This window comes from Variovorax paradoxus (assembly GCA_016806145.1).
Taxonomy (GTDB): domain Bacteria; phylum Pseudomonadota; class Gammaproteobacteria; order Burkholderiales; family Burkholderiaceae_C; genus Variovorax.
Genome location: CP063167.1, coordinates 564,349 through 584,201, shown reverse-complemented (window position 1 = coordinate 584,201; position 19,853 = coordinate 564,349). Strand labels below are relative to the sequence as shown.

At 70.5% G+C, this 19,853-nt stretch carries 21 protein-coding genes; 14 read left to right on the top strand and 7 right to left on the bottom strand.

Features of this window, described 5'->3' with window-relative positions; genetic code table 11:
• Positions 1-18: 18 nt before the first annotated feature.
• The 4 genes from INQ48_33655 (at position 19) to INQ48_33640 (ending at position 3,945) form a co-directional block, all read left to right on the top strand.
• Positions 19-996: a tripartite tricarboxylate transporter substrate binding protein gene (locus INQ48_33655; GenBank protein ID QRF63061.1), complete on the top strand. Its 978-nt coding sequence runs from the start codon at positions 19-21 to the stop codon at positions 994-996.
• Between the two features lie 59 nt (positions 997-1,055).
• Positions 1,056-1,904, top strand: a complete 849-nt coding sequence (locus INQ48_33650; protein ID QRF62480.1) for a fumarylacetoacetate hydrolase family protein — start codon at positions 1,056-1,058, stop codon at positions 1,902-1,904.
• Positions 1,901-2,857, top strand: a complete 957-nt coding sequence (locus tag INQ48_33645) for an oxidoreductase (protein ID QRF62479.1) — start codon at positions 1,901-1,903, stop codon at positions 2,855-2,857. The genes INQ48_33650 and INQ48_33645 overlap by 4 nt, the downstream gene beginning before the upstream one ends.
• An 83-nt stretch (positions 2,858-2,940) precedes the next feature.
• The gene (locus INQ48_33640) at positions 2,941-3,945 is read left to right on the top strand and encodes a LacI family DNA-binding transcriptional regulator (GenBank protein QRF62478.1); all 1,005 of its coding nucleotides are present in this window, start codon (positions 2,941-2,943) and stop codon (positions 3,943-3,945) included.
• 15 nt (positions 3,946-3,960) lie between these two features.
• Here INQ48_33640 and INQ48_33635 read toward each other — a convergent pair whose 3' ends face one another.
• The 3 genes from INQ48_33635 to gcvA all read right to left on the bottom strand — a co-directional run bounded on the left by INQ48_33635 (position 3,961) and on the right by gcvA (position 6,846).
• Positions 3,961-4,941 (bottom strand): tripartite tricarboxylate transporter substrate binding protein, encoded by a 981-nt coding sequence (locus INQ48_33635; GenBank protein QRF62477.1) that lies wholly within the window; start codon positions 4,939-4,941, stop codon positions 3,961-3,963.
• On the bottom strand, positions 4,938-5,843 hold the full coding sequence (locus tag INQ48_33630) for a TauD/TfdA family dioxygenase (GenBank protein QRF62476.1): 906 nt from the start codon (positions 5,841-5,843) through the stop codon (positions 4,938-4,940). The genes INQ48_33635 and INQ48_33630 overlap by 4 nt, the downstream gene beginning before the upstream one ends.
• Positions 5,844-5,949: 106 nt before the next feature.
• Entirely contained in the window at positions 5,950-6,846 is an 897-nt protein-coding gene (gcvA, locus tag INQ48_33625) for a transcriptional regulator GcvA (GenBank protein QRF62475.1), read from the bottom strand.
• Positions 6,847-6,945: 99 nt separating this feature from the next.
• On the opposite strand from gcvA, the gene INQ48_33620 reads away from it, so the two are divergent.
• Genes INQ48_33620 through leuB form a run of 4 tightly spaced genes read left to right on the top strand, consistent with a single transcriptional unit; the run spans position 6,946 to position 11,149 of the window.
• Positions 6,946-7,932, top strand: a complete 987-nt coding sequence (locus INQ48_33620) for a tripartite tricarboxylate transporter substrate binding protein (GenBank protein QRF62474.1) — start codon at positions 6,946-6,948, stop codon at positions 7,930-7,932.
• A 44-nt stretch (positions 7,933-7,976) separates the two neighbouring features.
• The gene (gene leuC, locus INQ48_33615; GenBank protein QRF62473.1) at positions 7,977-9,401 is read left to right on the top strand and encodes a 3-isopropylmalate dehydratase large subunit; all 1,425 of its coding nucleotides are present in this window, start codon (positions 7,977-7,979) and stop codon (positions 9,399-9,401) included.
• 33 nt (positions 9,402-9,434) lie between these two features.
• Positions 9,435-10,052 (top strand): 3-isopropylmalate dehydratase small subunit, encoded by a 618-nt coding sequence (leuD, locus tag INQ48_33610; GenBank protein ID QRF62472.1) that lies wholly within the window; start codon positions 9,435-9,437, stop codon positions 10,050-10,052.
• Positions 10,053-10,075: 23 nt separating this feature from the next.
• A complete protein-coding gene (gene leuB / locus INQ48_33605; protein QRF62471.1) occupies positions 10,076-11,149 on the top strand; it encodes a 3-isopropylmalate dehydrogenase in 1,074 nt (357 codons plus the stop codon).
• Between the two features lie 35 nt (positions 11,150-11,184).
• On the opposite strand, the gene INQ48_33600 is transcribed toward leuB, so the two are convergent.
• Positions 11,185-11,406: a hypothetical protein gene (locus INQ48_33600; GenBank protein QRF62470.1), complete on the bottom strand. Its 222-nt coding sequence runs from the start codon at positions 11,404-11,406 to the stop codon at positions 11,185-11,187.
• 376 nt (positions 11,407-11,782) lie between these two features.
• Between INQ48_33600 and INQ48_33595 the strand changes: the two genes are divergently transcribed.
• The 6 genes from INQ48_33595 to INQ48_33570 are packed head-to-tail and all read left to right on the top strand — an operon-like array spanning position 11,783 to position 17,374.
• Positions 11,783-12,628 (top strand): STAS domain-containing protein, encoded by an 846-nt coding sequence (locus tag INQ48_33595; GenBank protein ID QRF62469.1) that lies wholly within the window; start codon positions 11,783-11,785, stop codon positions 12,626-12,628.
• 11 nt (positions 12,629-12,639) lie between these two features.
• Positions 12,640-13,014, top strand: coding sequence for an STAS domain-containing protein (locus INQ48_33590; protein QRF62468.1), 375 nt, complete (start codon positions 12,640-12,642; stop codon positions 13,012-13,014).
• Positions 13,004-13,408 carry an anti-sigma regulatory factor gene (locus INQ48_33585; GenBank protein ID QRF62467.1) on the top strand — a complete coding sequence of 135 codons (405 nt, stop codon included), beginning with the start codon at positions 13,004-13,006 and terminating at the stop codon, positions 13,406-13,408. The genes INQ48_33590 and INQ48_33585 overlap by 11 nt, the downstream gene beginning before the upstream one ends.
• Positions 13,399-14,436, top strand: coding sequence for an ATP-binding protein (locus INQ48_33580; protein QRF62466.1), 1,038 nt, complete (start codon positions 13,399-13,401; stop codon positions 14,434-14,436). Before INQ48_33585 ends, INQ48_33580 begins: the two co-directional genes overlap by 10 nt.
• Entirely contained in the window at positions 14,433-15,395 is a 963-nt protein-coding gene (locus INQ48_33575) for a histidine kinase (GenBank protein ID QRF62465.1), read from the top strand. The genes INQ48_33580 and INQ48_33575 overlap by 4 nt, the downstream gene beginning before the upstream one ends.
• The gene (locus INQ48_33570; protein QRF62464.1) at positions 15,392-17,374 is read left to right on the top strand and encodes a response regulator; all 1,983 of its coding nucleotides are present in this window, start codon (positions 15,392-15,394) and stop codon (positions 17,372-17,374) included. Before INQ48_33575 ends, INQ48_33570 begins: the two co-directional genes overlap by 4 nt.
• Before the next feature lie 8 nt (positions 17,375-17,382).
• Here INQ48_33570 and INQ48_33565 read toward each other — a convergent pair whose 3' ends face one another.
• From INQ48_33565 to INQ48_33555, 3 genes are read right to left on the bottom strand one after another with little or no spacing between them, the layout of a single operon-like run.
• A complete protein-coding gene (locus tag INQ48_33565; protein QRF62463.1) occupies positions 17,383-18,414 on the bottom strand; it encodes a 2Fe-2S iron-sulfur cluster binding domain-containing protein in 1,032 nt (343 codons plus the stop codon).
• On the bottom strand, positions 18,411-19,382 hold the full coding sequence (locus INQ48_33560; GenBank protein ID QRF63060.1) for a 4-hydroxythreonine-4-phosphate dehydrogenase PdxA: 972 nt from the start codon (positions 19,380-19,382) through the stop codon (positions 18,411-18,413). The genes INQ48_33565 and INQ48_33560 overlap by 4 nt, the downstream gene beginning before the upstream one ends.
• Before the next feature lie 2 nt (positions 19,383-19,384).
• Complete coding sequence (locus INQ48_33555; GenBank protein QRF62462.1) at positions 19,385-19,849, bottom strand: aromatic-ring-hydroxylating dioxygenase subunit beta; 465 nt, start codon at positions 19,847-19,849, stop codon at positions 19,385-19,387.
• Positions 19,850-19,853: the final 4 nt, after the last annotated feature.

The window sequence follows — 19,853 nt, the reverse complement described above, 5'->3', positions numbered from 1 at the left end:
CAAGACACGATGAACCCGATGAAGAAGTTTCGCTGGCCCGCCGCGCTGGCGCTCGCGGCCTGTGCGCTGGTCGGTGCCGCCACCGTCCATGCGAGCACCTACCCGTCCAAACCCATCAAGCTGATCATTCCCTACGCGGTCGGCGGCTCGACCGACCAGACGGGGCGGCTCATGGCCAAGTCGCTGTCCGAACGGCTCGGCCAGGCCGTGGTGGTCGAGAACCGCGCGGGCGCCGGCGGCACCCTGGGCCAGGACTTCGTGGCCAAGGCGTCGGCCGACGGCTACACGCTGCTGTTCAGCGCCGCGGGCCCGCTCACGGTGACGCCGCACACCTATGCGAAGCTGAGCTACGACCCGGTCAAGTCCTTCGAGCCGATCGCGCTGGTGGCCACGCAACCGCTGCTGCTGGCCGTGAAGCCGGGCCTCAAGGCCGACAGCGTGGCCGAGTTGATCGCGCAGGCCAAGGCCAACCCCGGCAAGCTGTCGTACGGATCCTTCGGCAACGGCAGTGCCGCGCACCTGGCCGGGGAGTACTTCAAGACGCTGACCGGCGTGGACATGGTGCACGTGCCCTACAAGGGCAGCGGGCCCGCGCTGGTCGACCTGGTGGCGGGGCAGATCGACCTGATGTTCGACGTCTTCAGCACCTCGGCGCCACTGGTCAAGGCCGGCAAGCTGCGCGCGCTCGCGATCACCTCCACCGAGCGCTCGCCGCAGTTTCCGCAGGTGCCGACCATGCAGCAGGCCGGCGTCGCGGGCTTCGAGGCCGGCACCTGGTTCGGGCTGCTGGCGCCGGCCGGCACGCCGCGGCCCGTCATCGACAAGCTCTCGGCCGCGGTCAACGCGGCGCTCGGCGAGAAAGAGCTGCAGGAGACGCTGGCCTCGCAGGGCGCGAGCGTGCGCGGCGGCACGCCCGAGCAGTTCAGGAGCTACTTCCTTGCCGAGTACGACAAGTGGGGGCGCATCGTGAAGTCGGCCGGCGTCACGGCCGACTGAGCGCGACCCTTCTTCCGTTTTTCTTCCACCCGCCCCTCGTCAGGAGGCCGCTTTCCGTCATGAAACTTCTGAGCTATTCCCACCAGGGACGGGCGCGCTGGGGCGCGCTCGTCGATGAACGCATCGTCGACCTGCAGGCCGCGTCGCAGGGGCGCTGCCCCACGCTGCGCAGCGCGCTTGCCCAACTGGACCTGCCCGCGATCGAGGCCTTGGCCAGGAGCGCCGTCCCCGACGTCGCGCTCGGCGAGGTGACGCTGCTGCCGGTCGTGCCCGACGCGCCGCGCATCTTCTGCATCGGCCTCAACTACGAGGAGCACCGCGTCGAGGCGCGGCGCGAGAAGACCGGCCAGCCGACCGTGTTCCTGCGCGTGGCGTCCTCCCAGGTCGGCCACGGCCAGCCGATCGTGCTGCCGCGCGAGTCCACCTGTCTCGACTACGAGGGCGAGATCGCGATCGTCATCGGCCGCGGCGGCCGGCGCATCCGCGAGCAGGATGCCTGGGCGCACGTGGCCGGCTATGCGCCCTACAACGATGCCTCGGTGCGCGACTGGCAGGCTCACACCACGCAGTGGACGCCGGGCAAGAACTTTCCCGCCACGGGCGGCTTCGGGCCCTGGATGGTCACGCGCGGCGAGATCGCCGATGGCCAGGAACTGGGTCTGGCCACGCGGCTCAACGGCGAGGTGGTGCAGCAGGCGACGACCGCGCAGCTGATCTTCCCGATGCCCACCCTGATCGCCTACATCTCGACCTTCACCGCGCTCGAGCCGGGCGACGTGATCGTGACCGGCACGCCCGGCGGCGTGGGCTTCAAGCGCCAGCCGCCGCTGTACCTGCGCGCGGGCGACGTGGTGGAGATCGAAGTGGAGGGCGTGGGCATCCTGTCGAACGCCGTGCAAGCCGAATGACCGACACAAGGCCGATCGAGGCGCGCATCGCCGTGCGCGCGAGCGTGGCGCCCGACATCTGCGCCCTCGAGATCGAGGCGCGCGACGGCACGCCGCTGCCGGCTTTCGATGCCGGGGCACACATCGACGTGCATGTCGATGGCTTCGTGCGGCAGTACTCGCTGCTCGGCGCACCGTGCGCAGCGCCCGCGCGCTATCGCATCGCGGTGCTGAAGACCGCCGCCTCGCGCGGCGGCTCCGAAGCGGTGCACGCCCGGCTGCACGCGGGCAGCGCGCTGCGAATCTCGGTACCGAGGAACCTGTTCCCGCTGCAACCGCAAAGCCCATGGTCGCTGCTGGTCGCGGGCGGCATCGGCATCACGCCGCTGCTGAGCATGGCGGCGGCACTGCATGCGGCCGGCTCGCCATTCGAACTGCACTACTGCGCGCGCTCGCGCGGCGCCATGGCCTTCGTCGACGACCTGCTGCGCTCGCCGTTCGCGCACGCAGTGCACTTGCATCCGGACGACGAGGCGGCTTTCGATGCCGCGCGGGTGCTGGCCGGCCGGCCCGGCGAAGCGCGGCTCTATGTCTGCGGCCCGCAGGGCTTCATGGGCCATGTGCTGCGCACCGCGAAGGCCGCAGGCTGGGACGAGCGCAGGTTGCACCACGAGTCCTTCCAACCGGTGACGGCGGCGCAAGGCGATCGCGGCTTCGAGCTGGTCGCGGCGCGCAGCGGCAGGCGCATCGTCGTCGCGGCCGGCGAGACGGCGCTGCAGGCGCTGCGGCGCGAAGGCATCGAGATCGCATCGTCCTGCGAGCAAGGGGTCTGCGGAAGCTGCCTCACACCGGTGCTCGAGGGCCGGGTCGAGCACCGCGATGCCTTTCTCACGGCGCAGGAACAGGCGCTGCACGACCAGTTCCTGCCGTGCTGTTCGCGCGCGTTCGGCGAGGCGTTGACGCTCGATCTCTGAGGCCGTTGCGGGGGCCGGCTTCAGGGGCGGCTCGTCGGCACGCCATCCTAGAATCGCCGCATGGCATCTCCAGCGGCTTCTTCATGATCGGTTCCGGCGGCAAGCCCACCAGCAGGGACGTCGCGCGGCTCGCAGGGGTGTCGCAGGCGACGGTGTCGCGCGTGCTGCAGAACTCGCCGCTGGTGCAGCCGGCCACGCGCCAGGCGGTGCTCGATGCGATCGCCCAATCGGGCTATGCGCCCAACGCGGCCGCGCGCTGGATGCGCACCAAGCGCACCGGCATCATCGCGCTGGTGGTCGCCAACCTCGCGGTCAATCCGCTCTATCCGGCGATGCTGCAGCTGCTCTCGGCCGCGCTGCGCAAGCGCGGCCTCTCGGCCTCGGTCTACGAGGAAGAGGACTTCAGCGACGCGACCATGCGCGTGATGGTCGAGAGCGGCGTGGATGGCGTCATCACCACCACGGCCACCGAGGCCTCGCTGCCGCTCCTGGAACGCATCGCGCAGAAGGTGCCGCTGGTGCTGCTGCACCGCACCGTGGGCTCCGATGCCTTCGACCAGTTCTCGAGCGACAACCGCGCGAGCGGTGCCTCGACCGCGGGCTTCTTCGTGGACCACGGGCGCACGCGGATCGGCCTGATCTCGGGCCACGACCTGCCGAGCACCTTGCGCGAGCGCGAGCAGGGCTTCGTCGAGGAGCTCGCGCGGCGCGGCGTGGCGCTGAGCCCGGGCGCGGTCGCGCGGGTGCCGAAGTTCTCCTATGCCGCGGGGCAGGAGGCTGCGCGCGCGATCCTGCAGGCGGGCCGCGTCGATGCGATCTTCGGCGTCAACGACATCGTGGCGATCGGCGCGCTCGACGGCGTGCGCTCGCAGGGGCTCGCAGTGCCGCGCGATGTCTGGGTGGTGGGCCACGACGACGTGCCGATGGCCGCCTGGGACAGCATCGCGCTCACGACGGTCTCGCAATCGCGCGAGGCGATGGTGGAAGCCGCCGTCGCGCGGCTGTGCGCGCGGCTCGACAACCAGCAGATGGAGCCGGCGCGCGTGGTGCTGCCGCACGCGTTCATCGTGCGGGGCACGGCCGGCTGATCGACGCCTCGCGGCTCAGTCCAACGTGATGTTGTTCTCGTGGGCCACCTTGCCCCACTTCGCGACCTCGTTCTTCAGGTAGCTCGCGAACTCCTCGGGCGTCGAGCCGACGATGTCGGCACCCATCGAGGTGAGCTTGGCGGCCGTCTCCGGCTGCTTGAGGATCTTCACGATCTCGGTGTTGAGCCGCGCGACGATCTCGGGCGGCAGGTTGGCCGGACCCATCACGCCGCCCCACGAGTTGGCCTCGAAGTTCGGGATGCCGCCTTCGGCCACCGTGGGGACGGAGCCCAGCGCCGACGAGCGCTTGGCACCGGTCACCGCGATCGGCTTGAGCAGGCCGCTCTTGATCTGCGACATGCCGCCGATCACGGTCGGGAAGATCACGCTCACGTTGCCGGCGATGGTGTCCTGCAGGCCGGGCGCATCGCCCTTGTAGGGCACGTGGACCATCTTGAAGCCCGCCATCGACTTCATCATCTCGCCCGCGAGATGGTTGGCCGAACCGTTGCCGGCCGAGGCATAGGTCAGCTTGTCGGGATGGGCCTTGGCATAGGCGATCAGCTCCTTCATCGAGTTCACCGGCATCGACGGCTGCACCAGCACCACCAGCGGCACCACCGAGGTCAGCGTGATCGGCGTGAAGTCCTTGATCGCGTCGTAGGGCAGCTTGCGGTAGACGGCCGGGTTGATCGCGTTGGGTCCGAGGTTGGCCATCAGGATGGTGTAGCCGTCGGGCGCCGACTTGGCGACGTACTCGAGCGCGATCAGGCCGTTGGCACCGGGCCGGTTCTCGACCACGAAGGCCTGGCCCAGCGCCTCGGTGAGCTTCACGCTGAGCAGGCGCGCGGTCACGTCGGAGGCGCCGCCGGGCGGGTAGGGCACGACGAAGCGCACGGGCTGCTTGGCCGGCCAGGCCTGGGCCAGCGCGGCGGCCGAGAACGCGAGCGAGGCCACGCACAGGCCCGCGGCGCGCAATAGCGAACGCGCCTTCATGCGGCCACCGTCGCGGTCGAGGTCGAGGTCGAGGCCGCGGGCAGCGGGAGGTCCAGCGTCGTGGTGCGCCGCAGCTCGCGCCGGTACTTCTTGTCGTCGAAGGGCCGCGCGCGGTGCATGGTGGTGCGGTTGTCCCAGATCACGAAGTCGTGCACCCGCCATTCGTGGCGGTAGATGAACTGCGGCTGCGTCGCGTGCTCGCTGAGGTCGCGCAGGATCAGCCGGCCCTCGGGCACGGCCATGTCGACGATGTGCGAGGCATGCGAGGCGAGGTAGAGCGAGCGCCGCCCGGTGCGCGGCAGGGTGCGCGCCAGCGGATGCACCGCGCCCTTGAGCCGCTGCTTCTCTTCCTCGGAGAACTCGAAGCCCATGATCTGGCGCGAGTAGGCGATCGAATGGAAGACCTGCAGCCCTTCGATGGCGGCCTTCGTCGCGTCGTCGAGCGCGTCGTAGGCGGCGCGCATGTCGGCGAACTCGGTGTCGGCCCGCACCGGCGGCACCACGCGCGCCGACAGCATCGAGTAGCGCCCGGGCGGGTTCTCGAACGAGGCGTCGGTGTGCCACAGGCGGTTGCTGATGGTGCTCATGCGCAGCCGGTGGTCGGCCGGCAGGATCTGGCCGTCGGCGCCGACGTTGGAGATGTCGGTCAGGGCCTCGTTGCCGAAGCGGTTCTTGGCGAGCACGGCGACCGAGGTCTTGCTGTGCAAGGTGCCGTCGAAGCGCTCGGCGAAGGCGAGCTGCTCCTCGTTCTCGAGCGGCTGGTCGCGAAAGACCAGCACCGCGTGCTCGTCCATGCCGGCGCGCAGTTGCGCGAGCGTGTCGGGGTCGGTCAGGGTGCGCAGGCTGATGCCGGTCACCTCGGCGCCCAGCACCGAAGGGAGTTTCTGGATGTGCAGTGTCATGGTGGAGTCGTCTTTGGGTACGTATTCATGAATACGTAGTCATTTTTGGCCGCATGGCCGCCGCGGCGCATCGGGGAAAGCCCGCGGCCCGGTCGGAACCCTTGTTTCAGCCTTCGGCGGCCGCCACTTCCTCGGCCATCCAGTGCTCGAAGTCGCGCACCCGCTGCGGCACCGGCCGGTCGGCGCGCCAGGCCATGAAGTAGCCGCCCTCGGTCGGCAGCCGCAGCGCGAGCGGCGCCACCAGCCGGCCGCTCGCGAGGTCGTCGCGCACGAAGGCCAGCAGGCCCATCATCACGCCCAGCCCCTCGGCCGCGGCCTGGTAGGCCATGGCGGCGTTCTCGAACTTGAGGCCGCGGTGCGTATCGACGCCGCTCAGGCCCGCGGCCTCGAGCCAGGCCGGCCAGTCCTGCGGCCGGTTCAGCGAACTCAGCAGCGCGTGCTGCGCGAGGTCGGCCGGCAGCGCCAGCGGCGGCTCGCGCTGCAGCAGCGCCGGCGCGCACACCGGCAGCAGCGTCTCGCGGAACAGCAGCCGGTAGCCCGGCCCCTCGGGCGGGCTGGGCTCGGAGTGGATGCTCACGTCCACGTCGTCGCGCTCGAAGTCAGTCGGCTTGTGCGAGGTGGTGATCTGCACGTCGATGCGCGGATGCCTGGCGTGAAAGCGCGCCAGCCGCGGAATCAGCCAGCGGATCGCGAAGGTGGGCGGCAGCTTGATGCGCAGCAGCCACTCGTCGGGGCTCTGCTGCAGCTGCCGCGTGCCGAGCTCGATCTGGTCGAAGGCCACCCGCATGCTCGCGTGATAGCTCTGGCCCGCGGGCGTGAGCCGGATGCCGTGGCGGCCTCGCTCGAACAGCTGCACCTTGAGCCAGTCCTCGAGCGTGGCGATGTGGCGGCTCACCGCGCCCTGGGTCACGCAGAGTTCGTGCGCGGCGCGCGTGAAGTTGCCGCAGCGCGCGGCGGCCTCGAAGGCGCGCAAGGCGTTGAGCGGTGGCAGGCGGCGTGTCATGGGGTCTGACTTTAGCTCATGCCTGCATGCGTTAATTGTGATTGCGGCGCCTTCCTCTGCAGGCCTAGGATGCGGGCACTACAAGACAGGAGACGCGCAATGATGAAGAAACTGCATGCCTGCACGATGGCCGCAGTGCTGTTCGCGGGCTTCGGCCCCGCGCTCGCGCCGGCCCAGGACGCGGCCGCCAACTACCCGAGCCAGCCGATCAAGCTCATGGTGCCCTGGCCCGCGGGCGGCGGCGTCGACACCACGGCCCGCATCGTGTCCGACATGCTCGGCCACCGGCTCGGCCATCCCTTCGTGATCGACAACCGCGCGGGCGCCGGCGGCAACATCGGCACCGAGCTCGCGGCGCGGCAGAAGCCCGATGGCTACAACCTGCTGATGTCCTCGATCAGCCCGAACGCGGTCAACGCCAGCCTCTACAGCAAGCTCGGTTTCGATCCGGTCAAGGACTTCGAGCCGGTGATCTACGTGTCGGCGGTGCCGAACATTTTGGTGGTGCCCGGCGACTCGCCGTTCAAGACCGCCAAGGACGTGATCGACGCCGCGCGCGCCAACCCCGGCAAGCTCAACTACGCCTCGGGCGGCATCGGCTCCTCGCAGCACCTGGCGGCGGTGCAGTTCGCCAGCGCGGCCAAGATCGACATCGTGCACGTGCCCTACAAGGGCACGGCGCCGGCCGAGGCCGACCTCGCGGCGGGCCATGTCTCGCTGATGCTCGACACCACCACCTGCCTGCCCTTCGTCGCCAGCGGCAAGATGCGCGCGCTCGCGGTGGCCTCGAAGAAGCGCAACCCCGCGCTGCCCGACGTGCCCACCTTCGACGAAGTGGGTTTGTCGGGCGTCTATGCCTCCTCGTGGTATGGCCTGTCGGCGCCGGCCGGCACGCCGAAGGCCATCATCGCCAAGCTCAATGCCGAGGCCAACGCGGTGCTCAAGTCGCCCGAGTTCCAGAAGCGCATGCTGGCCTTCGGCGCCGAGGTCGGCGGCGGCACGCCCGAGGAGTATGGCCGCTTCATGGCCAGCGAGACCAAGCGCTATGCCGAGATCGTGCGCATCTCGGGCGTGAAGCTCGATTGAACGCCGGCCCAGTCCTTTCTTCTTCTCACGCTCCCGACGATTCCATGTCCGCTTCCCCCGCTCCCCGCACCCTGTTCGACAAGATCTGGGAGCCCCATGTCGTGATGCAGCGCGACGATGGCCAGAGCCTGCTGTACGTCGACCGCCACCTGGTGCAGGACGGCTCCGCGCCGGCCTTCGAGATGCTGCGCCAGCGGCAACTGCCGGTGCGCCGGCCCGAGCGCGCATTCGCCACGCCCGACCACTACGTGCCCACCGGCTCGCGCGTGCTGGCCGACATCGCCGATGCCGAGAAGCGCGCGATGGCGCAGGCGCTGCATGACGACAGCGCGTCCGCGGGCATCCGCTTCTTCGGCCTCGACGACATCCGCCAGGGCATCGTGCACGTGGTCGGTCCCGAGCAGGGCCTGAGCCTGCCGGGCAGCGTGATCGTCTGCGGCGACAGCCACACGGCCACGCATGGGGCGCTCGGCGCGCTGGCCTTCGGCATCGGTGCCTCGGAAGTGGCGCACGTGCTGGCCACGCAGACGCTGTGGCAGCGCAGGCCGCGCACGCTGCGCGTGACCATCGACGGCCGGCTCGGCGCGGGCGTGTCGGCCAAGGACATCATCCTGGCCGTGATTGCGCGCATCGGCGCCGCTGGCGGCACCGGCCACGTGATCGAGTACGCGGGCGAGGCGATCCGCGCGCTCTCGATGGCGGGCCGCATGACGGTGTGCAACATGTCGATCGAGGCCGGCGCGCGCGCGGGCATGGTCGCGCCCGACGACACCACCTTCGAATGGCTGGCCGGCCGGCCCGAGGCGCCACGCGGCGCGGCCTGGGACGCCGCCTTGGCCACCTGGCGCCGGCTGCCGAGCGACGAGGGCGCGACCTTCGACAGCGAAGTCCGGCTGCACGCCGCCGACATCGCCCCCATGGTCACCTGGGGCAACAGCCCCGAGGACGCGCTCCCGATCACCGGCCGCGTGCCCGATCCCGCGCAGGCGCCGAATGCCGAGCGCCGCGAGGCGATGCGGCGCACCCTGGACTACATGGGCCTGGCACCGGGCCAGGCGCTGACCGATCTCGCGGTCGACCGCGTCTTCATCGGCTCGTGCACCAACGGCCGCATCGAGGACATGCGCAGCGCCGCCGAGGTGGTGCGCGGCCGGCGCGTGGCCGAAGGCGTCGAAGCCTGGGTCGTGCCCGGCTCGGGGCTCGTGAAGCAGCAGGCCGAGGCCGAGGGTCTCGATGCGGTGTTCCGCGACGCCGGCCTGCAATGGCGCCATGCCGGTTGCTCGATGTGCCTGGGCACCAATGGCGACCAGGTGGCCGCGGGCCAGCGCTGCGCCTCGACCTCGAACCGCAACTTCGTCGGCCGACAGGGGCCGGGTTCGCGCACCCATCTGATGAGCCCGGCGATGGCCGCGGCCGCCGCCATCACCGGCCGGCTGACCGACGTGCGCGCCATCCCGCCGGCGCGCTGAAGCGCAGTTGCCACGAACCCACGCCCCAAACCCATGGAAGCCTTCACCTCCCTCGACGCGGTCGCCGCGCCGCTCGCGCGCATCAATGTCGACACCGACCAGATCGTGCCCGCGCTCTACCTGCAGAAGCCGCGCTCGGACGACTTCAGCGACTACCTGTTCCACGACGTGCGCCACGATGCCGCGGGCGCGCGCCGCGTCGACTTCGTGCTCAACGACCCCGTGTACGCGCAGGCGCGCATCCTGGTCGCGGGCCGCAACTTCGGCTGCGGCTCCTCGCGCGAGCATGCGGTGTGGGCGCTGCACGATGGCGGCTTTCGCACCGTGATCGCGCCGAGCTTCGGCGACATCTTCTTCTCGAACGCGCTCAAGAACGGCCTGTTGCCCGTGCGCCTGCCCGAGGACACGGTGCAGTCGATGCTGGCCGAACTCGCCACCGACCCCGGCGCGCGCCTGCGCGTGGACCTGCGCGCGCAGACCGTCACGCGGCCCGGCGGCGAGGTCGAGTCCTTCGCCATCGATCCCTTCGCGCGGCACTGCCTGCTCGAGGGCCTCGACGAGATCGACTACACGCTGACCCAGCGCGCGCGCATCGAGGACTTCGAGCGGCGCCGCGCCGCCGATGCCGCGCTGTCCCATTCCTCCCTCTGAACAGCTAGAAAAGGTTCCCAGACATGAAGATCGCAGTGATGCCGGGCGACGGCATTGGCCCCGAGGTGACCGCCCAGGCATTGAAGGTGCTGAAGGCCGTGGTGGGCACGGCCCAGCCGCTGGAACTCGCGCATGCCGCGATCGGCCAGGCCGGCATCGACAGCGCGGGCGATCCGCTGCCCGCGGCCACCAGCGAGATCGCGCGCCAGGCCGACGCCATCCTGTTCGGCTCGGCCGGCATGCCCGGCGACGAAGCCATTCCGTTCATGATGCGCCCCGGCGCGAGCCTGCTGCGCCTGCGCAAGGAGCTCGGCCTATTCGCGAACTTCAGGCCGGCCTTCCTGTTTCCCGAGCTGATCGGCGCCTCCACGCTCAAGCCCGAGGTGGTCGAGGGGCTCGACCTGCTGATCCTGCGCGAGCTCACGGGCGACGTTTATTTCGGCGAGCCGCGCGGCAGTGGCGTCAATGCAGCGGGCGAGCGCGAGGCCTTCAACACCATGCGCTACTCCGAGCCCGAGGTCGAGCGCATCGCGCACGTGGCCTTCCGCACGGCGCGCGCGCGCAAGGGCCGGCTGTGCTCGGTCGACAAGGCCAACGTGCTCGAGGTGATGCAGCTGTGGCGCGAGGTGGTCACGCGCGTGGGGGCCGAGTATCCCGACGTGGAGCTCACGCATCTGTTCGTCGATGCGGCGGCCATGCAGCTGATGCGCGCGCCCAAGCAGTTCGACGTGATCGTCACCGGCAACATCTTCGGCGACATCCTGTCCGACGCGGCCGCGATGCTCACCGGTTCCATCGGCATGCTGCCCTCGGCCTCGATGGCGGCCGGCAGCTTCGGCCTGTACGAGCCGGTGCACGGCACCGCGCCCGACATCGCCGGGCGCAACCTCGCGAACCCGCTGGCCGCGATCCTGTCGATGGCGATGATGCTGCGCTTCTCGTTCGGCCAGGCGGCGAACGCCGATCGCGTGGAGCAGGCGGTGCGCCGCGTGCTGGCCGATGGCCTGCGCACCCGCGACATCTACCAGGCCGGCAGCACGCGCGTGGGCACCGAGGAAATGGGCGACGCGGTGGTCGCGGCTCTTGGCAAGAACTGAAGGAGCCGGACGGAGGGCAGGGCTGCGCGCCCTGCCTACCAGAGCTTCCACCAGCGCGGTGGCGGCTTGCGGAGTTCGAGCGGGCGGGTGTCGAGCTCCAGGCCCGCAACCGGCATCGAGGGCAGCTGACGGCGCAGCTTGCGCTCAAGTTCATGCGCCATGCCGCGTGCGCGCGCGTCGCCGCGCAGGGCGCGACGGCGCCATTCCGCGGCCTCTGCGGCCAGTGCATCCATGTCCATGTTGCTGATCTCCACCATGGCGCGATTGTCCCGCGCCAACGGGCAGCGCATGTAGGCGCAAGCAGTACATCGGCGTACGAATCGATACGCAGCGAGGCCTGAATCCCACAGTCGGGCAACAAGAAACGCGCGCTATGTCAAAAGACATTGCGCGCCGGCGCGAAACCGGGCCCAGTCAAAGACCGCCTCACCCATCCCATTTGTGGGACAGGGCCTACGCGAGGACGCGGCATCGCTTGACCAATGCAGCTTCGTCGGTGCGCTCCGCAGACGGCTACGATCCCCGACGCGAACCAAATACTCAAAACAGGGACGGGAGCCGCCGCGCGCATGATCGAACGCACGGGCGGTCGATGGTGGGACCGCGAACCGTGAAAATACCGAGAGGAAATCCATGAAGAACGACCATGAAGCGTTGCGCGCGACGCTGCGCGAGGAAGAAAACGACGTCCTCGAGGGCTGGCTGGACGAAGCCCGCGTGAGCGAACCGGGCGCGCGTCGCGCGGCCAAGGCCGAGGGCGGTGAGCTGCTGCGCCAGCTCGACGGCGTGCTGGCCGCGGGCGGCGACGCCGCGCGCTTCGAGGCGGCCGAATGGGCACCGCTGCGCGACACGCTGGCCAACCTCTCGCGCACGCGCGCGGCCAAGGGCGAGTCGGCCGGCGACACCAGCCTGTTCGTGCTGGCGCTCAAGAAGCCGCTGTTCGATGCGCTGCAGCGCCGGCTGGCGAAGGATCCCGCCGCGCTGGCCGGCGCGCTGTGGACCCTGTCGGCCTCGGTCGACAAGCTCGCGCAGCACACGGTCACCACCTTCCAGCAGGCGCGCGAGGACATCATCCGCCGCCAGCAGGAAGAGTTGCTCGAACTCTCGACCCCGGTCGTGAAGCTGTGGGAGGGCGTGCTGGCCGTGCCGATGATCGGCGTGCTCGACAGCGGCCGCACGCAGATGGTGATGGAGGCGCTGCTGCAGCGCATCGTCGAGACCGGCTCCGGCATCGCGATCATCGACATCACGGGCGTGCCCACGGTCGACACCCTGGTGGCCCAGCATCTGCTCAAGACCGTGACCGCGATCCGCCTGATGGGCGCCGACTGCATCATCAGCGGCATCCGGCCGCAGATCGCCCAGACCATCGTGCACCTGGGCATCGACCTGCAGGGCGTGCAGACCAAGGCCACGCTGGCCGACGCGCTCGCGCTGGCCCTGAAGCAGGCGGGCTGGCGCATCGAGCGCACGGCCTGAGCGGAGCCGCCATGGACCGCATTCCCATCCTGCGCATGGGCGACATCCTGCTGGTGACGATCCAGGTCGACATGCAGGACCAGACCGCGCTGCAGCTGCAGGACGACCTGGCCGGCCAGATCTCCAGGACCGGTGCCTCGGGCGTGATGATCGACATCTCGGCGCTCGAGATCGTCGACTCCTTCGTCGGCCGCATGCTGACCAGCATCTCGGGCATCGCCCGCATCCTGTCGGCCACCACGGTGGTGGTCGGCATGCAGCCGGCGGTGGCGATCACCCTGGTCGAACTCGGGCTGTCGCTCGAGGGCGTGAGAACGGCGCTCAATGTCGAGCGCGGCATGGAGATGCTGCGCCGCGCGCGCCTGGAGAACGCTCTTGGCCGCTGACCCCACGGGCACGTTGCCGCTGCTGTCCGAGCACAACATCGTGGCCAGCCGCCAGATGGTGCGCGCGCTGTGCCAGGAACTCAAGCTGTCGCTGGTCGACCAGACCAAGATGATCACGGCCGCCAGCGAGCTGTCGCGCAACGCGCTGATCCACGGCGGAGGCGGGCGCATGCGCTGGGAGTTCGTCGAACGCAACGGCCGGCGCGGCCTGCAGCTGCACTTCGAGGACGAGGGCCGCGGCATCGAGGACATCGCGCTGGCGCTGACCGATGGCTGGACCAGCGGCAACGGCATGGGCCTGGGGCTGCCGGGCAGCAAGCGGCTGGTCAACGACTTCGAGATCCAGTCGGCGCCCGGCGCAGGCACCCGCGTGAGCATCACCAAGTGGAAGTGATCGCGGGCTGGACCCACAAGGCGATTCCGATCGACGATGCGAGCCGGGTCGGCGAGGCGCGACGGCATGCGGCGCAGGCCGCGGCCGAGATGGCCTGGAACGAGGTCGACGCCGGCCGGGTCGCGCTGGTCGTCACCGAGCTCGGTACCAACCTGCTGCGGCATGCGCGCAAGGGCCGGCTGCTGATCGCTTCGCGGCCGCAGATGCACGAGATCGAGGTCGTCTCGATCGACGAGGGGCCGGGCATCGAGAACCTCGCGCTGTCGATGCAGGACGGCCACTCCTCGGGCAGCACGCCCGGCACCGGCCTGGGCGCGGTGCGGCGGCTGGCCGACGAGTTCGACATCCATTCGTCGGTGCCCGAGGGCACGGTCTGCGTGGCGCGCGTGCGCGAGGCGCGCGGCCGCGGCGCGGCCGAGGTACCGGGCGCGCAGCGGGTGCAGATCGGTGCGCTGTGCCTGCCGGCGCCCTACGAATCCGTCAGCGGCGACGCGTGGGCGGCTTCGGTGTCGCCCGAGGGTGACAACTTCAACCTGCTGCTGGTCGACGGGCTGGGCCACGGGCCCGAGGCGGCCAAGGCCGCGCAGGCCGCGACCGAGGCCTTCGCGGAAGCACCTGGGCGCGAGGTCCGCGATGCGCTGCAGCAGCTGCACCAGCGGCTGCAGTCCACGCGCGGCGCGGCCGTGTGCGTGCTGAAGCTCGATACCGAGGGCGAGTCCATCGCCTGGTCGGGCGCCGGCAACATCGTCGGGCGCGTGCTCTCGGGCATCTTCGACAAGGGCATCCTGACCCAGCACGGCACCGCCGGCATGCAGATCCGCAAGCCCGAGGCCGCCACCATGGAACTTCCGCCGCACGCGCTGGTGGTGCTGCACAGCGACGGCATCGAGACGCGCTGGCAGGCCGACCGCATCCGGCCATTGCTGCAAAAGGACCCTACGCTGGTAGCCGCGGTGCTTTTGCGCGACCATACGCGTCACCGCGACGATGCGACGGTCGTGGTTCTGCGGCGAAAGGAATGGCGATGAGCAGCAGCGAACCCGACACCGCGCACGACACCGAGGCCTCGGCGCTCGCGCGCCAGCTGGCCGAGAGCCGCCAGGAGAGCGACGAGCTGCGCGCCGAACTCGAGGAAACCAACCGCGGCGTGGTGGCGCTCTATGCCGAGCTCGACGCGCAGGCCGAGCAGCTCAAGAAGGCCACCGAGCTCAAGAGCCGCTTCCTGGCCTACATGAGCCACGAGTTCCGCACGCCGATCAATGCGATCCGCAGCATCACGCGCATCCTCAACGACCGCATGGACGGCCCGCTCACGCCCGAGCAGGAGAAGCAGGTCGGCTTCGTCGAGACCATGGCCTCGGAACTGGCCGAGATGGTCGACGACCTGCTCGACCTGGCCAAGATCGAGGCCGGCCGCGTGGAAATCTCGCCGGCCTGGTTCGAGATGGTCGACCTGTTCTCGGCGCTGCGCGGCATGTTCCGCCCGGTACTGGGCAACCCGGCCACCGCGCTGATCTTCGAGGAGCCCGAGGGGCTGCCCAAGCTCTATACCGACGACCGCAAGCTGTCGCAGATCCTGCGCAACTTCATCTCGAACGCGGTCAAGTTCACGCCCGAAGGCGAGGTGCGCGTGACCGCGATGCGCGTGGGCGACGACCGCGTGCGCTTCTCGGTGGCCGACACCGGCATCGGCATCGCACCCGAGCACCATGCGGCCGTGTTCGACGACTATTCGCAGGTCGATTCGCCGGTGCAGAAGCGGCTGCGCGGCACCGGCCTGGGCCTCTCGCTGAGCAAGCAACTTGCCACGCTGCTCGGCGGCCATGTCGAGCTCGAGAGCGAACTCGGCAAGGGCTCGACCTTCTCGGTCACGCTGCCGGTGCAGCTGCGGCGCCAGTCCGGCGCCGAGGCGCAGAACGGCGAGGACGGATGGGGCTGGAACGGAGCCGGCGGCACCGCGAACGAACAGCACGCGGGGCAGGCATGAACATCGACCCCGTCATCAACATCACCATCGACCGCTCGCAGCACACGGTGCTGGTGGTCGACGACAACCCCACCACCCGCTACGCCACCGCGCGCGTGGTGCGCGCGGCCGGCTTCCATACGCAGGAGGCAGGCACCGGTGGCGAGGCCGTGCGGCTGGCGCCGAAGAACATCTCGGCGGTGGTGCTCGACGTGCACCTGCCGGACTTCAGCGGCTTCGAGGTCTGCCAGCAGCTGCGCCAGCGGCCCGAGACCTCGACCTTGCCGGTGGTGCACCTGTCGGCGACCTTCGTGCGAAACGAGCACAAGGTGGCGGGCCTCAACGCCGGTGCCGATGCCTACTTGGTGCATCCGGTCGAGCCGCCGGTGCTGATCGCCACCCTGCAGGCGCTGATCCGCGCGCGGCTGGCCGAGGAGCGGCAGCGCGCGAGCGAGGCGCGCTTTCGGGCCATCTACGACCAGGCGCCGCTGGGCATCGCGCTGATCGATGCACTGGGGCGCTTCGCCGACGTCAATCCCGCGATGCTCGGCATGCTGGGGCGCTCGCGCGAGACACTGATCGGACAGGCGGTCAGCGCCTTCGCGCCGCCGGACTGGACCGACTTCGTGCGCACCCACACCGTCGAGAGCACCGACCCGCTGAAGCCCGCGGCGCGCTGGACCGGCGAGTTTCCGCTGCTGCGCCAGGATGGCTGCTGGACCCGCCTCGAGTGGACCATGTCCACGCCGATCGAACCCGGCCTGCGCGTGGGCATTGCGCTCGACGTGTCCGAGCGCTTCGAACTCGAATCGCGCCGGCGCGAGGTGCTCGAGCGCGAGCAGGCGGCGCGTGCCTCGGCCGAGCGCCTGAGCCGCACCAAGGACGACTTCGTGGCCGTGCTCTCGCACGAGCTGCGCAATCCGCTCAACGCCATCGGCGGCTGGGTGCACCTGCTGAAGGTCGGCAATCGCGCGCCCGAGCAGATGGAGAAGGGCCTCAACGCCATCGACCGCAGCGTGAAGGCGCAGGCGCGGCTGATCTCCGACATCCTCGATGTCTCGCGCATCAGCTCGGGCAAGCTGCGGCTGCACCGCGAATGGGTGGACCCGGCCGCGCTGGTGAGCGCCTCGATCGAGGCCTCGAACGCGGCCGTGGCCGCGAAGAAGCTGTCCATCCACTTCAACCAGGAAGGCGCCGAGCAGGCCGCCTGGCTCGACGGCACGCGCTTCCAGCAGATCGTGTGGAACCTGCTGTCGAATGCCATCAAGTTCTCCAACGAGGGCGGTCGCATCGTGGTCGACCTGGTGCGCAGCGGCGACCGGCTCCATCTGTCGGTGCAGGATTTCGGCCGCGGCATCGCGAGCGATTTCGTGCCGCACCTGTTCGACCGTTTCTCGCAGAGCGACTCGCCCGACAACCGCTTCCATGGCGGGCTCGGCCTCGGGCTGTCGATCGTGAAGAACCTCGCCGAGCTGCATGGCGGTCAGGTCTCGGCCCACAGCGAAGGCGAGGGCAAGGGCGCCACCCTGCGCGTGTCGCTCGGCGTGGTGCCCGATGGCGACGGCGGGATCATCCTGCTCGACGCGCGCCAGGCCGCGGGCGATCCGCCCTCCGACCACCTGCTCGCGGGGCTCGAGGTGCTGGTGGTCGAGGACAACGTCGACGCCAGCGAGATCCTCGCGGTGGTGCTGTCCGACGCGGGCGCGCTGGTGCGCATCGCGCCCGACTACGACAGCGCGCTGCAGCTGCTCGACCAGAAATGGCCCGACGTGCTGGTGAGCGACATCGGCCTGCCGGGACGCGACGGCTACGACCTGATCCGCGAGCTGCGTCAGCTCGAGGTCGCGCGCGGCGAGCCGCGGATCTACGCGATCGCCCACACCGCCTTCACCCGGCCGCAGGACCACACCAAGGCGACCGAGGCCGGCTTCGATGCGCACCTGGGCAAGCCGCTGCAGCCGCATGCGCTGATTGCGCTGATCAACCAGCGCCACGGCTGAGCGCGGTTCTAGGCCGCCGGACCCTCCACGAACACGTCGGAATGGAAGTCGGCGGCATCGAGGCCGCAGCGCGCAAGCGCGGCCTCGCGCACCGCCGCCACCATCGCGGGCGAACCGCAGCAGTACAGCGCATGCCCGCGCAGGTCGGGGCAGGCCTGCACCAGCGCCTCGTCGGCCCGGCCGCGAACCTGTTCGGCGCGCAGGCTCTCGTCGAGCGTCGCGTCCTCGTCGCTCAACGCCGCGACGAAGCGCAGCGACGGCCATTGCCGCTGCCAGCGCGCGACCGCCGCGGGCAGGTAGATGTCCTGTGCGCGGCGCGCGCCCCACAGCAGCGTGATCGACCGGTCGACGCGGCGCTTCATCAGGTCGTCGAGGATGGACTTGACCGGCGCGAAACCGGTGCCGCCGACCACGAAGACCAGCGGGCCGGTGTCCTCGCTGCCACCGGCCAGCGAGAACGCGCCGAACGGCAGCTCCACCTCGAGCAGCTCGCCGCTTTCGAGCCGCGGCACGCGCGCGCTGAAGGCACCGCCGGGCACATGGCGCACATGCAGCGTCAGCGTGTCGCTCTCGTGCGGCGGATTGGCCATCGAGTAGCAGCGCGTGCTGCCGTCGTCGAGCTTCAGCTGCAGGTACTGGCCGGCCTGGAAGCGCGCGCGCTGGCCCGCGGGCAGCCGCAGCTGGAGCAGCGAGACGTCGGGCGCCGCGAGCTGGTGGCGAAACACCTTGGCCACGAAGCGCTTGCGCGCCGCGGGATCGACGCGCCGCCACGACACCGGCCGGATCTCGAGCGCGGGGCTCGCGGCCGTGCACATGCAGAACAGCACCTGGCCCGGCCCGCAGGTCTCGTTGACCATCGCGCCGCGGCCCGTGGGCGCGACCTCGCCGTGCGCGACCGTGCCCGCGCAGTTGCCGCACACGCCCTTACGGCACGAGTGGGGCAGCTCGATGCCGGCGCGCAAGGCGGCGTCGAGCACGGTCTCGCCCTCGTTGCCGTCGAAGGCCAGGTCGCTGTCGGCGATGGCGATGCGCTGGCTCATGGCACGACCTCGCCAGTGGCTCGCGGCGCGCCCGACAGCAGTGCGATGGTGCGCAGCACGGCCTCGGGGCTCGCGATGCCGCGGCCCGCGATGTCCATCGCGCTGCCATGGCCCACGCTCGACAGCAACGCATCGGCGCCGATGCTCAAAGCGCTTGCGGCGCGCGGCGCCAGCAGCTTGACGGGAATGTGGCCCTGGTCGTGGAACATCGCCACGTAGAGATCGTGCGCGCGGTCCGCGAGCAGCAGGTCGGCGCCCGAGGGCCCGGCCACGCGCAGGCCCTCGGCGCGCGCGGCCTCGACCGCCGGGGCGACGATCGCCGCGTCCTCGGGCCCGAACAGCCCGCCCTCGGAGGCATGCGGGTTGATGCCGAACACGCCGATCGAAGGCCGGGCCACGCCCAGCAGCGCGCAGGCCCGCGCGCCGGCACGGATCGCCTCGGCCACCAGCGCGGGCGTCATACGTTCGAGCGCGGTGCGCACGCTCTCGTGCAGCGTCGCATGCACGATGCGCAACCCGCCGCCCACGAGCAGCAGGAACACGCGGTCCTCGGCCATGCCGCAGACGCGCGCCACCAGCGAGGGATAGCCGCTGAAGGCGATGCCGGCGCGATGGATCGCGGTCTCGTGGTGCGGGCAGGCGACCACCGCATCGACCTCGCCGCGCCGGCAGGCCTGCAGCGCGGCCGTGGCCGATGCGACCGCGGAAGCGCCCGCCGCGGCGTCGATCTGTCCGGATCGCGCTTCGAGGTCGCCGGTCGTGACCAGCGCCGTATCGCGCAGCAGCGCGTCGAGGCCGAGCTGCGCCGCCGTGCGTTCGAACACATTGGCCGGTCCGTACAGCGCGATGCGTCCACGGTCTTCGCGCGGCAGCGCGGCCAGGGCCTTCAGCGCGATCTCGGGCCCGATGCCGTTGGGGTCGCCCGCCGTGAGCGCGAGCCGACGTGGCGTTCGATGAGAAGACTCGATGGTCACAGCGGCAGCGCGAGCAGGGTGTCGGTCACGGTGCTGTCGCACACGGCCACGCGCGACTGCAGCAGCAGGCGGCCGTCGCGCCGCACGAAGCGGTCCTCGTAGCTGCCGGTGGCGAACATCTCGGTCTGTCCCGTGGCCATGATGCGCGCCACCATGAAGGGCGTGCGCGCGCGCGCCGCGTCGCCCTCGGCCTCGAGCAGCAGCGGCATGCCCAGCAGATGGCGGTAGCGCTGCCGCTCGTAGATGTTGGCCTCGCGCAGCGCGGCGATGCGGTCCTCGAGCATCGCGCGCGAGTCGGCGTAGACGATGCCCGCGGGCAGTCCCTCGCGCTCGTTCTCGACGTGGGTGATGCGGTAGTGGCAGTCGTCGGCGAAGAACTCGGGCCAGCGTTCGAGCGCATCGCTGTCGATGGCATCGGCATAGGCCGCGTTGAAGGCGCACAGCGCCAGCAGGTCGATCATGGGT

Coding starts and splice junctions, on each gene's coding strand:
- INQ48_33655 (QRF63061.1), top strand. CDS start 19: ATGAAGAAGTTTCGCTGGCCCGCCGCGCTGGCGCTCGCGGCCTGTGCG.
- INQ48_33650 (QRF62480.1), top strand. CDS start 1,056: ATGAAACTTCTGAGCTATTCCCACCAGGGACGGGCGCGCTGGGGCGCG.
- INQ48_33645 (QRF62479.1), top strand. CDS start 1,901: ATGACCGACACAAGGCCGATCGAGGCGCGCATCGCCGTGCGCGCGAGC.
- INQ48_33640 (QRF62478.1), top strand. CDS start 2,941: ATGATCGGTTCCGGCGGCAAGCCCACCAGCAGGGACGTCGCGCGGCTC.
- INQ48_33635 (QRF62477.1), bottom strand. CDS start 4,941: ATGAAGGCGCGTTCGCTATTGCGCGCCGCGGGCCTGTGCGTGGCCTCG.
- INQ48_33630 (QRF62476.1), bottom strand. CDS start 5,843: ATGACACTGCACATCCAGAAACTCCCTTCGGTGCTGGGCGCCGAGGTG.
- gcvA (QRF62475.1), bottom strand. CDS start 6,846: ATGACACGCCGCCTGCCACCGCTCAACGCCTTGCGCGCCTTCGAGGCC.
- INQ48_33620 (QRF62474.1), top strand. CDS start 6,946: ATGATGAAGAAACTGCATGCCTGCACGATGGCCGCAGTGCTGTTCGCG.
- leuC (QRF62473.1), top strand. CDS start 7,977: ATGTCCGCTTCCCCCGCTCCCCGCACCCTGTTCGACAAGATCTGGGAG.
- leuD (QRF62472.1), top strand. CDS start 9,435: ATGGAAGCCTTCACCTCCCTCGACGCGGTCGCCGCGCCGCTCGCGCGC.
- leuB (QRF62471.1), top strand. CDS start 10,076: ATGAAGATCGCAGTGATGCCGGGCGACGGCATTGGCCCCGAGGTGACC.
- INQ48_33600 (QRF62470.1), bottom strand. CDS start 11,406: ATGGTGGAGATCAGCAACATGGACATGGATGCACTGGCCGCAGAGGCC.
- INQ48_33595 (QRF62469.1), top strand. CDS start 11,783: ATGAAGAACGACCATGAAGCGTTGCGCGCGACGCTGCGCGAGGAAGAA.
- INQ48_33590 (QRF62468.1), top strand. CDS start 12,640: ATGGACCGCATTCCCATCCTGCGCATGGGCGACATCCTGCTGGTGACG.
- INQ48_33575 (QRF62465.1), top strand. CDS start 14,433: ATGAGCAGCAGCGAACCCGACACCGCGCACGACACCGAGGCCTCGGCG.
- INQ48_33570 (QRF62464.1), top strand. CDS start 15,392: ATGAACATCGACCCCGTCATCAACATCACCATCGACCGCTCGCAGCAC.
- INQ48_33565 (QRF62463.1), bottom strand. CDS start 18,414: ATGAGCCAGCGCATCGCCATCGCCGACAGCGACCTGGCCTTCGACGGC.
- INQ48_33555 (QRF62462.1), bottom strand. CDS start 19,849: ATGATCGACCTGCTGGCGCTGTGCGCCTTCAACGCGGCCTATGCCGAT.